The 14419-nt window shown below is 56.1% G+C and carries 6 protein-coding genes; 3 read left to right on the forward strand and 3 right to left on the reverse strand.

Annotated features, from left to right (window positions below; all coding sequences use genetic code 11):
• Nucleotides 1-55: 55 nt before the first annotated feature.
• Nucleotides 56-2104, reverse strand: coding sequence for a GAF domain-containing protein (locus ABD890_RS03350; protein ID WP_345085872.1), 2049 nt, complete (start codon nt 2102-2104; stop codon nt 56-58).
• A gap of 334 nt (nt 2105-2438) precedes the next feature.
• Complete coding sequence (locus tag ABD890_RS03355; protein ID WP_345085874.1) at nt 2439-4460, reverse strand: preprotein translocase subunit SecA; 2022 nt, start codon at nt 4458-4460, stop codon at nt 2439-2441.
• Between the two features lie 627 nt (nt 4461-5087).
• On the opposite strand from ABD890_RS03355, the gene ABD890_RS03360 reads away from it, so the two are divergent.
• Nucleotides 5088-6416, forward strand: a complete 1329-nt coding sequence (locus tag ABD890_RS03360; protein WP_345085876.1) for a BBP7 family outer membrane beta-barrel protein — start codon at nt 5088-5090, stop codon at nt 6414-6416.
• Between the two features lie 95 nt (nt 6417-6511).
• On the opposite strand, the gene ABD890_RS03365 is transcribed toward ABD890_RS03360, so the two are convergent.
• Nucleotides 6512-8974: an SdrD B-like domain-containing protein gene (locus ABD890_RS03365; RefSeq protein ID WP_345085878.1), complete on the reverse strand. Its 2463-nt coding sequence runs from the start codon at nt 8972-8974 to the stop codon at nt 6512-6514.
• A 590-nt stretch (nt 8975-9564) separates the two neighbouring features.
• On the opposite strand from ABD890_RS03365, the gene ABD890_RS03370 reads away from it, so the two are divergent.
• Complete coding sequence (locus tag ABD890_RS03370) at nt 9565-11511, forward strand: hypothetical protein (protein ID WP_345085879.1); 1947 nt, start codon at nt 9565-9567, stop codon at nt 11509-11511.
• 76 nt (nt 11512-11587) lie between these two features.
• The gene (locus ABD890_RS03375; RefSeq protein WP_345085881.1) at nt 11588-14311 is read left to right on the forward strand and encodes a hypothetical protein; all 2724 of its coding nucleotides are present in this window, start codon (nt 11588-11590) and stop codon (nt 14309-14311) included.
• Nucleotides 14312-14419: the final 108 nt, after the last annotated feature.

The following is a 14419-nucleotide window of genomic DNA, read 5'->3' on the forward strand; positions in this document are numbered from 1 at the left end:
GCGCTCGTGTGCGGGTCGAAAAATATCGGTAGGTCGTATCGGGGCGATGCGTTGTTTAGAACAGGACTCGCGATTCAACAAACTCGAACAGTTCATGGAACCAGGTGTAGCCCAGCGGGGCCGTGCCACAATGAACCTTGGCCGTGGCCGTCGCCCCGGCTCGGAGGTGTTGAATGTCTTGCTTGTCGATCGCCACCTTCAGCTTCACGATCTGCCCTTCGGCTTGGTCGGGCTGGGCCAATCGTTGAATCTCGGTGACGTGACCGGTCAGCTGACGACCAGGATCGCTGGCCATGATGTACGTCACTTCCAACTGTTCGGAATCAGGCTGATGCTCCAAGGCATACTGGATGTGCTGGATCCGTTTCTCAGGCATGCGGATCTCGAGAATCCATTCCTGCTTCGGGTCGATGACGGTCATCATCACCTGACCTGGCTGAACCGGTCGCTGCATCAAATTATCGCGAACATCCCAGGTCACCACTTCACCTTCGATTGGGCTGAGCACTTCCAGACGCTTCATCTTCTCTTCCAGCAGTAAAACCTGATCGTTCAGGTTGTCGTACTTCTGGCGAGCCTGTCCCAGATCGATGGTCAACTGCGTGGCGTCGGCTGCATTGCGCATCGTTTCGGGACGACGCTTGCGGAACTCCAGAGCCTGGAGGGTCGAAGCGGTCTTTTCACGATCGCCGATTAACTGTTTGTACTGACGCTCAAGTTCGGTATTGCGAAGTCGCGCGACGAGTTGCCCTTGAGCAACATGGTCGCCGTGGTCGACCGGTACTTCAATCACTTCACCTTCGACATTGACGAAGACGTCTCGCTGCACGACAGGTGTCAGCGTTGCCGCGCCCGAGACTTTAAATGGTGCCGGAATCAAAAACAGGGCCGCGATCACTGCCGCGACGGCTGCAATCACCAGCACGGTCTTGGGCAGATTGCGTGCGGTCACCAAGACCTTCGATCGCCCAAGCAGACGCCAAACCGGCGTGAGAGGAATCGAATTGTAATCAATTGCGTTGGCGAGCGCTCGGCTGCTGTGCTCCGAGATCAGCTCGACCCCCTTCGAGAATTCTTCCTGCTGCGAGCTGTCTTCGATCTGCTCGACCACCAGGGCACCCAGGATCTCGCCCTGGAACTGGCGTTCGAGTTCTTCGTCTTCACGCTTCAGGTTGTCGGTGGCATGCTCTGGACGTCGCAGCGGAATGACGGCGATCGTTTTGGTATGCGATTCGTCGACGTAGTTATGAACGGCGGTTTCCAGCTGCGGCGAAAGATCTTCGGTATGACCGTTAAACCAGAACGGTTCGCCCGTTTCGATCACGCGCGAGGCAAGCTTGCCAAGTAGCTGCACCTGGCTGGATCGAGCGTCGAAGACGTCCTGACCACTAACGGCTTCGACCTTCCAGCTTCCGCGACGCAGCACCACCGAAACGCGGTCGCAGCCAATCAGGCGACGCCCTTCGTTGGCGATAGTGTAAGCCGTCTGACGGAGATCGAGGTTTTCGTGAACCGCTCGGCTGAACTGTTCGATCTTCGACCACAACGACTGACGATCGTTGAAGTCGGCCAGTTTGCGTGTCTTGAACCAGTCGGTCGCCAGCCCACACATCTGTTCGAGAAAACGGAGATAGCCCCGTTGGCTATTGGGTGCCGAGTTCGGGCGCTGAAAAATTTCGATCACCCCTTCGACTTTGTTCTCGACTTGGATCGGGGCAATCACCAGCAGTTGATTGGTCGGGTTACCGGCCGAGCCTTCTTCGGCGCCGCCCGACTGAGGTGCGAGCAACTGGGCTTCGGCACCTTTGAACATCGAATCGATCAGACGAAGGTGGCGAACACCTTCTTCACCATTCGGATCGACGAGTCCCCGGCTGAGATTGATTTGGTAAATCAGTTGCGGACGACGCTGATCGTCGTAAATCCAAGCCGCACCACCGACGGCAGCCAAGGCCGACACCACCTTCGGCAATACATCTTTGAAGTACTGCTCGGGGGGAACGTCTCGTTTGGAAAGCTGCGCAATCTCCTGAATCAGACCTCGAATCTGCTTCTTGGTGCTTTCGAGGGTCTCGGGATTCACGGAAGAGGGCTCAGTGGACATGCCGGGACTATTCATATTGAGATTTGATGGTTAAAGGCCGATCGATTTGCGATCGTAGAATCCTACGTTTCACCATAACAAGGGACATCACAATCGAAAATCTTGAATGCTGAAAAGGGGTAAACCGGCGACGCTCTGCGGCAGGATATGACGATTGGTGCGGTCGTATCGCCGTTGAACTGTACTCTGCCCGAGGCTCATTTGTTCGCGACGGGGTAAGAAGTTACGTTAAGAAACCAGTGGTCACGCGCAGGCATTTCGTTGTTGGTAGGCAACATTCGACGGATTCCGATGCTTCTTCGTTCCATCACGTCGTAAACGTGCATCACACTGGCTAATCTGGCGAATCCAGATAAGGATCTTGTCCCATTTCTCGGTGCATCTTCTTTCGCTGCTTCTCGTGATAAAGCAGCACTTTACGATCACCGAAGTGCTTCCGCTCGATCTTGCGTTGGGCTTTGCGGAACAGGTTCGCGTACGAAGGAAGCTCGCCCTGGCGATTTTTCCCATACTCAACCATTTTTTTGTAGCGCTTCGGTCCTAGCCCCACGAGCAAACAATCGTCGTCCAATGCCATAAACTGCCGTGTGCTGCCTGGGTCCCCCTGACGTCCGCAACGACCGACTAACTGCCGGTCGATACGAGCTGAGTCGTGCAGTTCGGTGCAGATCACGTGCAAACCCCCAAGAGCGTGGACACCTTCTCCGAGCTTAATGTCGGTACCACGCCCCGCCATGTTCGTTGCGACGGTGACTTTGCCTGGCTGGCCAGCTCGCGAAACGATTTCAGCTTCGACAGCGACCTGGTGAGCATTGAGCACTTCATGTTCGATGCCAGCTTCCTCGAGCAACTTCGAAAGGTGTTCGCTCTTTTCAATCGTTCGGGTACCGACCAGAACCGGCCGTCCCTTGGTATGCACGTCGCGGATCTCGTCGACGATTGCCGTCCACTTCGCCTCGCCATTCCCAAACACGCGATCTGGCAGCAGCTTTCGCTGCGGAATGCGGTTGGTCGGGCACTTAATGACGTTCAGTCGATAGATCTTCTTGAACTCCCCTTTGGAACTTGCTGCCGTACCCGTCATTCCGCCCAGGTGCCGATAACGGAGGAAGAGGTCCTGCACCGTGATCCGGGCTGCCTGGCCAGTGGCCACCGTGACTTCGACTCCTTCTTTCGCCTCGATTGCCTGGTGAATACCGTAGCTCCACTTACGACCTTCCGCGATACGTCCGGTCGACTCGTCAACAATCACCACTTCGCCATCGCGAATCACGTAGTGCTGACCGGAATGGAAGTCGCGTTTCACTTTGATCGCGCGTTCGACGTAGTCGTACAAGTCGACCAGGCCCACCGTATCGAGCAGTTTCGGCTTCGGAATCTGTCGGACCAGCATACGACCAGAAACGTTCAGCTCGACAGCCTTTCGGTCGTGTTCATATTCATAATGTCGGTCTTCTTCGAATTCGCGTTCGGCGAGGGCCGCCCATTGGTGACATGCCACAGCCACCTTTTCCGCTTCGCCAGGGATCGAACTGATCACCAGCGGCGTACGAGCATCGTCGATCAACACACTGTCTGCTTCGTCGACCAGGGCAAAGAAGTGTTCGCGTTGGACTGGCTCTTCGTTCTTCTGAGACTTGCCTGCTAGCAAAGGTCCGAGAACACCGAGCCCTTGTTCACGCGTCTGGCGAATCAAAAGGCGATCGCGGAGGAAATCGAAACCAAATTCTTTCGATGTCCCATAGGTGATGTCGCATTGGTAAGCTTTTCGGCGCTCGTCAGAAGACATTTGGGATTCGATGATCCCGACCGACATCCCCAGCATCTTATAGACCGGCATCATCAGCTCGGCGTCACGAGCCGCCAGGTAGTCGTTCACCGTGGCAACATGCACCCCTTTACCTGGCAGTGCATAAAGATAGGTGGGAAGGGTAGCGGTCAGCGTCTTGCCTTCCCCGGTCTCCATTTCCGCGATCGAGCCATCGAACATGATCATTCCACCGATCAACTGCACCTCGTAATGACGCATGTTCATCGTGCGGGCACCGGCGATTCGCACAAGTGCGAACGCCTCGGGCAGAAGCTTGGCCAGCGATTCGCCACTTTTCGCCCGATGCCGCAAACCAAGACTGTGTTTACGGAGATCGCGATCGGAAAGATCTTTGAGCTCGGCCTCGAATTTATCGATTAGTGGCAACTTCGAGATATAGCGAGCCAGCCCGCTGCGGGTGACCTGAGAACAAATCGACCGAAGCGAATCGGTTCGGAATGTCCGTGGCGCACCTCGCTTAGGAGGCTGCGGCGATTCCGGCGTCGAGGTTTCGGGGGGATCCAAGGTCTGCTGCTCAGTTTCCAACGGGACGGTTCCTACGGTTTCTTGGCCACATCGTATGCGGGTTCAGGCCCTCTAATGATAGACCCCAACAGATTTTAGTATGAAAGACAACCCTTGCCGTTCCCAACAATCCGCTTGTTGAATCGACAGAATTGCCAAAGTTGATGCCACAGGCCTGACGAACAACCGTCAAACTTTGCGCAGCTCTCCTATTCACTGTGATCGAACCATTCAAACGCCACTCTGGCTCTATCGATTGGAGAATTCCGTTTATACGGATTGCACCCGGCTTTTTGCTTAACCGGCACACTACGAATGGCCGACATTCCTAATACGTCCGGAATAATCGTACGCGGACCGTTGGAGCGCAGGGCTAGCGTCCTGACTACAGAAACCACTCCGCCCGTGGAAACCGGTCTCGTCCCGAGGCCGTGCTCTTCGTTGGCTATTCGATTTTGGATGTCCATAAGACGCAAGCGGTAGCTCTTGTTACTCCTTCCGAACTACGGAACGAGGCAGGGCCTTGGGAGCGACAGCATTAGTTTGCGAGCACACAACATGAAGCTTAACTACTCCACCCTAGCTTTCTCGATCGTCGCAATGGTTCTCGGAACCGGTCGATCCTATGCCCAAGAGGGTTACGCGCCGATGGGATACCCTTATCCCACGGGCAACCCCGCTCCCTACGATCCTGCTGGAATGCAACAACCAGGCATGATGCCACCCGGCATGCAGGCTGGTTATGCTCCACCGGCGATGATGGGTGCACCGGGTGCCATGCCTTACGCTCAAATGGCTGCTGCCCCTGGTGGCGGAACCATGACGCCAGGCATGCAGTACGCGGGCATGGATCCTGCCTCGATGTACGAGCCTGCTGGCGATTACGTTCAGTATGAAAACGTTGCCGGCATGCCATGCGACGATTGCGGAGACGGTTGTGCTCTGCCGCCGCGAGCTTACGGCACCTTCGACGCGATGATGGTCTGGCGTAAGGGTGGCAACTACCCAGCGATCCTGACCACCAGCGATCCGGCCGACCTCGGTGTTTTGGGTCAACCTTCGACCCAGGTCTTGTTTGGTGCCGGTAATGAAACCGATGGCCCAAGCATCGGCGGCCGTATCACGCTCGGCTTGTGGCTGGATGATTACCAAAACTGGAGCGTCGGTGGCCGTTTCATGGCTTTGGAAGAACAAAGCCTGGGCTACACCGCCACTTCGGCTCAGTACCCAACGCTGGCCTATCCATTCTTCAATACCAACACGATGATGCAGGACTCGAATCTGGTGGCTTTGCCCACCAGCCCGAACTTTGCCAACAGCACGGTGAACATCGAGAACCGCAACTCGATTTACATGGGCGACTTCTTCGTCACCAAGCACATCTATACCAACCACGGCAATCGCTGGGACTTCGTCACCGGTTATAGCTACGCCAAGATCGAAGACAACTTGTACAACAACGCTTCGTTCGAGGTTGTCGCGGCTGGCGGCTCCGGTTTCACCAACGGCGACATCGTTGCCTATAACGACGCGTTTGAAGCAACCAACGAGTTCCATGGTGGTCAGTTCGGTTTGATTGCTGAATTCCAGGACGGCCCGCTCAGCTGGCGAGCCATGGGTAAGATCAGCGTCGGTAACATGCGACAAGAAGCGACCATCAACGGCTCGCGTACCATCAATGGCACGCCGGTCGCCGGTGGCGGTGTCTACGCTTTGCCGTCGAACATTGGCTCTTACGATCGCGACCAGTTCGCTTACATCCCAGAAGCCAACGTCGAAATGCTGTACGCTTTGAACTGCAACCTCGACTTCAAGATCGGTGCGACCTTCATCTACTTCAGCGACGTGGTCACTGGCGGAACGATGATCAACACCAACATCGATCCTAGCTTCGGTGGTACCGACCCGACCTTCCAGTTCCTTGAACAGGAATACTGGGTTCTCGGCATGACCCTCGGTGTTGACTACCACTACTAGTGGAAACGCTCTTCAACGAGCTTGGCAACGAACAAAAAAAGCCGGCGTCCTGATGGACGCCGGCTTTTTTGATTTCGAAGGTTGGCGATTGTCGATTACAAGTCGGCAAACGCTGCGTCGACAGCGGCCAGATTCGTCATAACCGTGCCGCCCGAGCCGTTGATCCGGATGATGATGCCATCAGCCGTTTCAGCAATCACGGTGTAGCCAGAAGTCGAACGCGAGAAGCCTTGAACCACCAGGGCATTCAGGTCTTCGTTGCTGGTATTGACCTCAAAGGCGATCTGAGCCGCGTAGTTGTTCAGGTTCAAGTAGGCATAATCCTGCTGAATCTGATACAGGCGTTCCCAACCTTGATCGACCATGTACCATTCGAGCGTGGCAACGCCGTTGCTCTTCGAGAACGCCAGGACGATGCTGTCGTCGACGCTCGAAGCGACCGTGTCGCCGTAGCCGATGTAGTTGTAATCGCGGCCCTTATAACCGAAGTTCAAGCCGGTTGCCTTGGCGGCATCGCCCGATCCAATGACGATGTCGTTGATCTGGCTACCGTTGGCAGTGAAGCCGCCCGACGAGGTGATTCCCTTGCGGGTGAACGGTGGGTCGACAATCACAACACCATAGGTGCCTGCGTCGATACCAGCGAAGCTGTATTCACCGTTGGCGTTGGTACGAACTTCGTATGGTTCGTTGGTGGTTGGGTTCATGACTGGGTTGCCCGAACCATCAACCAACTGGATCAGAACGCCACCGATTCGCAGTTCTGGAATGCCGGTGGTACCCGCGTTATCGTCGACGATACCGTTGTTGTTCGGATCGAAGTAGACGACACCGGTGATCAGGCTATCGAGCAAGGTCTCGAACTCGATGTACGCTTCTGCCGACTGACCTTCAGGATCGGTCACGCGGTAGAGAACACGCTCGAACAGGCCTGGGACGTCCGATTCGTAGGTGAATTCACCGGTGAATCCGCCGTTGCCGTCATCAACTGGGGTGAAGGTACCCTGCAGATCGCTGGCTTCCAGCGTGTCACCGTTTTCGTCGAAGAATTCGACGATCAGTTCTGAGTTCGGCGTATCGGCGTCGGTCACGTAGTTGAGCACGTTATCCGAAACAGGACCGTTTGGATCGGATGGAATGATGACCAGCGGAATGTCCGAAGCTTCCGGAGCGAACTCGATCGCTTCGATGAAGATGACCACTTCCGCGGTGTCTTCCACAATCGGGTTGGTCGCCATTGGATCGTCGATGATCGAATAGCTGAACGAGGTAGTCACATCGCCAACACCCGCAGGAACTTCGTACAGAATGACCTGGCTCGAAGTGATACCGGTAGGAGTGATTTCGTCGTTATTGATGTCGGAACGGGTATAGATCTGAACCGTACCCTGATCTGGCTGGGTCAAAGTCGATGGATCGATCGTGAAGTAGTCGACCGAATTGCCGGCACCATCAAGATCGTTGGCCAGCACGTCAAGGACGTAGTACTTCACGCCGCCGATTTCGACCACGGGAGGCAGATCCGCAGTGTCGTCGTCACCGAAGTTCTGTTCGACTTCGTAATAGTCGAAGTTGGCACCGTTGATTGGATCGGCTTCTTCAATCACCAGGCGGACCGAACCACCGTCGAAGTTCACCACTTCGCCAGTCTGACCACCGGTGTTGGCACCCACCAGCAACGTGGCATTCAGGTTCTGATCGTCGCTCACCATCTGGCCATCACGCAGCGTCTGGTTGAACGCGACTTCTTCCTGGCTGATATCGCTGCCCAGTTCGTAAGGACGAACGTCGATAGTGAAGTCGATACCAGAAGCCGAGGTTTCTTTCACGGCCTGGAAGGTAATGCTGGCCAACAAGATTGGGCCCGAAGTTGGGACGGCACCGGTGTCGAAGCCACCAATCCACTTCAGCACACCATCTTCAACAAACTGGTTGTCCGTTCCCGGTACGCGAGCTCCCCATGGGGTGACGTTGCTTGGCACCGAAGCGGCGACGTCGTCGAACGTTGGGCCGAATTGAATGTCGGTTGTCGGATCGGCGATGATGAACGAGCTAGTGTCCAGATTAGTCGTTCCACCTTCGTACATCCGAATGTCGACGAAAGCCTGCAAGATACCGGTCAGGTTCGGCGAGTTGTCGACATCGCTGACCGTCGAAAGGTCTTCGACGTAGATATTCAGCGTGAAAGTATCGCCAACCTTGATCGTGCCGGTGCCGCCTTCGCCGGTCGTCGACGACGTGGTTTGAATTTCAACATCGTAGTTGATCTTGAAGTTGCTCGGAGCCGCTTCCCCCTCTAGTGAGAGAGCGTTGACCGTCGAGATCAAGTCTTCGTTGGTCAAGCGACCGTCGTTGTTGACGTCGAGGAACAGGCTCTGCTCCCCTTCCAGAGAGGCACCCGAACCCGACTGCGAGGCGGAGCGGGCTGCCTTCATTTCGCTGACCATGATCTCGAGATCGAGGCCATTCAACATCCCGTCGCCGTTCACGTCGTTCGGGAAGTATTCGTTGTGGACCACATTCCCGGCCAGCATCGAGCGCTGTTCCAAGGATTCCATGCGGCTTTGCCGTTTGGCGCGTCGGATCGAATGGGAAGTGGAGCGGTGCTGGCGGCTCTTGGATTTCTTCATGGCGACCTACGGCAACCTATCAATTTCGATTAGGCAAGTTACAAGTTGAGGAATCTGGGAAGACCAGGGGGGTATCACCCGCGTCGTCCAGACTAATTAGGGCAAATGGCGTTTGCAAACTTTTTCTTCCGGTCGTCAAACCCGGAAAAACAGGGCTATCTGCCCGGATCCGCAAAATTTCCTATTTGCCTAGCCAGTTGGTCGCACCCTCTGGGGAATAAGTTCCCAGTCATCGCCGGAAATCGATCCAATTTTTTCGATTTTGAGTTCTCGCTTGGAACTAATGGTCAGGCCGTTCGTCCAAATCAGAGGTTAATCGAGGCCAGAAATGCGTGAATTATCGAAACAATCGATACGACCCGCAAAGCCTAACGCTCTCGGCTAGTTACGCAATTGCGTTCCCTTCGGGGCCAATTAGTCTGAGACCTAGTCATTCCCGGTTTATCTGGCCTGACGGACAAACTCCCTCTATTCGCGAAACTTGACGGGTTCTTCCTTTCGGACCACTGAATCAGCTCATGCACATCATGAATACCGATCGCCTTCGTTCGTTCCGCCGAAAATCTGCTGGTCGCCAGTGGAACCGCCAGGCACGTGTCGAAATGCTGGAAACCCGACAGCTACTGGCCGCTGATGCCCAGTTCGCTTCGGTTCGCCTGGTCGCGACCGACCTCAATGGCAACCAAGTCAACGAAGTCGCCCAGGGCGAGACCTTCCTGATTAAGGTCCTGGTCGAAGACCGCCGGGGCGATGCAGGGGCCCCAACCCCCACTACCGAGGACAACTTCACTCCGCTGCCCAGAGGTTTCGCCTCGTTCTTTATGAATTTGGCGTACAACCGCGACGGGTTCGACTTCAAAGAAGGATCGGCCCTCATGGTTGGTCCAACGGTGACGACCTTCGACACTTTTGTGCCCGACGACACGATCGATGGCTATCTGACCCACATCGGTTTCGTGAACACGCGCGTTACGAGTCAAACCTTCCCGAACGAAATCGAGTACATGTCTTTCCGTATGGTTGCTGAAGCGACCGGGACCTATGGATTCACTCCGGAACTGAACACTCGGGTCGTAGCCACAGACGATGATCCAAATATTGCCCCCGAGGATCGAGGCCCGGAATTTCTCAACGGGTATCCTGTGACGCGAGAAATGACAAACAACGAAAGAGTACTTTTCGAAGATAAGGCCGAGTATATAAGTTTGATTGGAAGAGACGACATCCTCGATACCACTGCCGAGGTTTACTTCCAGGGGCTGAACCTGACCGTGACTGCCGCCACGCCGGAAGTCGACTTCGAGGTACGCTTCGTCACGACTCCTTCGCAAACGCTGCCAACCTCGCGTGGTGAAATCGACACACCGGTCAGCAACACTGAAATCATTGACGAATGGTCGCACGTCTACGTCGAGCTTTACGCCCAGGCCGAAGTCGGGACTTCGATCACCGGCGGCGTCTATCAGATCGCCTACGATCCGACTGAATTCGCTTACGTGGGCGTCATCGATACTTCCGACGACGTCACCAACGTCAAATACACCAACACGATCACCACGGTCGATTCGACCAATGGCCTGATCACGGTTTCGTTCAACACGCTTCGCTCCGACCTGGGCGACGACAACTTTGCCTTGCTCGGCCGCGTGCAACTTCGGTCGTTGATTGAAATCGATATCGACGACAGCCAAGGCAATTACCAGCCGGTAACTTCAAGCAGCATTAGCTTGGTCGATGCCAATGCGACCATCTCGACCCAGGGCGTCAAGTCGATCGTCGTTGGGAACCTGAACGATGCCAGCCAGAACTTCGAGGTCTGGCCGGTGATCTTCGACCTGGGCGATGGTGGCGACCGCAAGATCGGCGTGATCGACTTCAGCCAGTTGGTCCAGCAGATGGGTCGGCCACTGAACGAATACCCAGACGCGGTCACCTTCGACTTCAACCGCGACGGCAAGGTGGGCGTGGCTGACTTGAACATTCTGGTGCAGAACTTCGGCGTGAAAGCGACTGACCCAAGTCCTCGCAATTATCCGACCTGGTACACCGACCTGATGTTCGGAACCAGTTCGAGCAGCTTTGCCTTCGAGGGGGAATCGACCGGCAGCGAGCAAACCACGTCGACTTCCAGCACGACCTCCGGCAAGCAATCGAATACTTCAGGCAGTTCCGACTCCGTTTCGGGAAGCGGCATCTCGTCGAGCAAGTCGAACACGTTCCTGATTCCATCCGCCTCGACTTCTAGCAGTGGATCGTCGACGACGACTCCATCGGAAGAAGGCTCGGAAACGATGAATCCTGATTCGACCGATCAGATCGTCTCGGACTGGAATGACCAGTCAGACGTGATCATCGCTGCCAGCAGCAGTGGCTCCGACACAACCGTTGGCGAAGAAGACGACTCGTCCTTCGCGAACGATACCGACACGATCCTCGCCCTGTGGGACGACGAAACCGATCTGTAATCGGCGCTGAGGTCAACGCGAACTTCGCCTGGGGCGACTCTTCCTTTCACAATTCCGTAGCCGGCAACTGTCCTGCATGTCTCGTTTCACCGCACATCGACGTCTGACGAGGCGTGTTGGCCGCAAGCCGACACGCGGCGGGTCGCGTCGGCCTGTGGGATTGGAACATCTGGAATCGCGGCTCGCTCTTTCGGCCGTGCCCTACAACGCGACGGCGCTCGACACCGGCGAATTCATGCTGGGCGATATCACCGTGACGGTGGTCTTCTTCGAGTCGGTCGGCAGCGACAACACCGAAACCTGGACGAGCCAGCACCGCACCGAGGTCAAAGGCAAGATCGAAGAAGCCTTGCAGTGGTGGGAAGACACCCTGGCTCTGCAGTCTTCGGTGCATACGCTCAACTTCGAGATCGACTACACCTACGCCGACAACCCGATCGAGGTGAATGTCGAACCGATCTCGAACCGAGCCGACGACCTGGAAGCTTGGGTCGGGCCGTTTCTCAGCGAAGTGGGTGTCTCGCGATCAGGCATCGTCGAAAACGATGTCCGCCAGTTCAACCACACGCAGCGTGTGACGCACGATACAAACTGGGCGTTCACGATCTTTGTGGTCAACTCCGACAACGACTCCGACGATTTATTCCCCTCGAATAGTTCGGTTCGTGGAGCATTCTCGCTCGCTGGTGGATCGTTCCTGGCAGTCCCATCAGGTCGTCCCGCGTCGACCATCGCACACGAGATCTCGCACCAATTCTGGGCGATGGACGAATACGCCTCGACAAGTTCGACCTACGATAGCACGCGTGGCTACTACGACACGCAAAACACCAACGCCGTCACTGGCAACCCGGATGTCAACTCACGTGAGTCGACCCTGTTGGGCAACCAGACTGAATTGGCCGCGGCCTACGCTGCCCACACCAGCAGCACCTCGTCGCTGGAATCGATCGGCTGGAAAGACTCGGACGGCGACGGGCTGTTCGATGTCTTCGATGTGCCGATCGCGTTCTCTGCGGAGTCGAGCTTCAACGCCGAGACTTCTCAGCTACGGATTACCGGTATGGGCGAGATTGGCGTGCTGCCGAATCAGAACTCTTGGGGCCAGCAAACTTCCGTCACCATCAATCGCCTCGACCGGGTCGAGATCCGCGTCGATGGTGGCGAGTGGCAGACCGCTCAAGTCATCGACGACTACACGGTGAATCTCGATCTCACGTTGACCATGCCCGATAGCGGCATGCATGTCGTCGAGGCTCGACTGGTCGATGCGACCGGTCTGATCACCTCCGACATCTTCACCGCTTCGACGGCCCACATCGACAGATCGATCGTCGATGGTTTCAGCGGCTATCTCTCGTACGATGCGAACGGCAACGGTGTCCACGACCAAGGCGAGCAGGGCCTGGCCGGGTGGACCGTGGAACTGGTCAACACCCAGGGCCAGGCGGTCGCAACGCAGGTTTATGTCGAACCTGACAACTATTACAACACGGCGACGCTTAGCAATCCGATCAATGGCGTCACGCTGCGAGTCCTGGGCGACGATCTGCCGGAAGGCTATGACCTGGCTGCGACGATCACCAGCTCGCTGGCATCAACCGGTACACTTGGTTTCGGCAACTATAACAACGGTAGCTGGAGCAACCTCTGGTCTTACGAACGTCAACTCGAGATTACCTTCGATTCGCCCGTAAGCCGCGTCGCCATTGATGCGATCGCGAGTGCCAACGGCGACATTGGCTATCTCGAACTGTACGACGCGAACGACAACCTTCTGGCTCGCTACAGCACCTCGGCCATGTCGGCCGGGGAAGTCAAGACGATGGTGGTCGAACTCGAAACGGCCAATGCCGCCTACGCGATCGCTCGCGGGGCACTCTCGCCGACGACCAACGACCGCTCGCGAACCGCCAAATATATTGGGCTCGACAATCTTGTTGTCGGCCGGCCCAACATGACCACAACCGATGCTTCCGGCGCGTTCTCGCTGCCGGTCGATGTCGATGGCAACTATCGCCTGATGGTGACGCCTGCCAGCGGAGAGGAATCGTTCTATGCAATTCCTGCTGAGATGAATGTCGTGTTAGGGGGTGCCTCGGCGACCAGTCGACTCGCCTTCTCCACGAAGATTGCGTCGACTTCCTGGCACAATCCGATCGCCCAAGGCGACATCAACGGTGATGGGGAGGTCGACTCGAACGACCTCGATCTGTTGCTGGACGAATTCCGAACCCCCTCGACCGGAACGATTATTTCGCGTTCGGTTCGTGAATTGACCGATGCCCATCAGTCGAGCGATTTGTACCTCGACATTGTGGCCGATGGCTACCTCAACAACCGCGATCTAATCCGTCTGCTGAACATACTTTCGTCGCAGCAATCGCCTGATGCCAGCTTCGATGGCGAATCGACGCAGATCCATATCTCGGCTAGTTCTTCTTCGCAGTCGAACAGTTCGACCGGTGGTGGGAACATCGTGGTCGAATCGGAACCGGGCATCTCGTTTGATTCCGAGATCGAAAGCGATTTCGCTGCTTCGTCGTCGACGATGATTGTCTTGACCCCGCAGCTCAGCTCTTCCGCTTCGACTTCGATCGGGGCAGGGGAGGGGCAACCGGTGGAAGCCGCCCAGCCGATTGGCAGCATTATCCCTCAGACCACTCTCTCGCTCGATCAGCTTCTAGCCTTCTCTGAAGACGCTGACAGCGATGCAGAGGGATCCTTCGACGACGATGCCGTCGACACGCTGCTCGCCGATCTGGACGTGGCCTGGGCCCTGGAAGACGACTTCAACTAGTCGCTTCCATTCTGAACCGCACCAGGCAAAGTTCTGCAGGGGAGTTTCTTTCCCACAAGCTGGCGTTGCCTTTCGTTATTACGATCAACCTATCCGCGCATGAAAAAG

The sequence above is a fragment of the Bremerella cremea genome (assembly GCF_039541315.1).
GTDB classification, from domain to species: domain Bacteria; phylum Planctomycetota; class Planctomycetia; order Pirellulales; family Pirellulaceae; genus Bremerella; species Bremerella cremea.

What these genes read in the sequence shown, in the direction of transcription:
- ABD890_RS03360 (WP_345085876.1), top strand. Translation starts at nt 5,088, where the DNA reads ATGGGATACCCTTATCCCACGGGCAACCCCGCTCCCTACGATCCTGCT.
- ABD890_RS03375 (WP_345085881.1), top strand. Translation starts at nt 11,588, where the DNA reads ATGTCTCGTTTCACCGCACATCGACGTCTGACGAGGCGTGTTGGCCGC.
- ABD890_RS03350 (WP_345085872.1), bottom strand. Translation starts at nt 2,104, where the DNA reads ATGTCCACTGAGCCCTCTTCCGTGAATCCCGAGACCCTCGAAAGCACC.
- ABD890_RS03370 (WP_345085879.1), top strand. Translation starts at nt 9,565, where the DNA reads ATGCACATCATGAATACCGATCGCCTTCGTTCGTTCCGCCGAAAATCT.
- ABD890_RS03365 (WP_345085878.1), bottom strand. Translation starts at nt 8,974, where the DNA reads ATGGAATCCTTGGAACAGCGCTCGATGCTGGCCGGGAATGTGGTCCAC.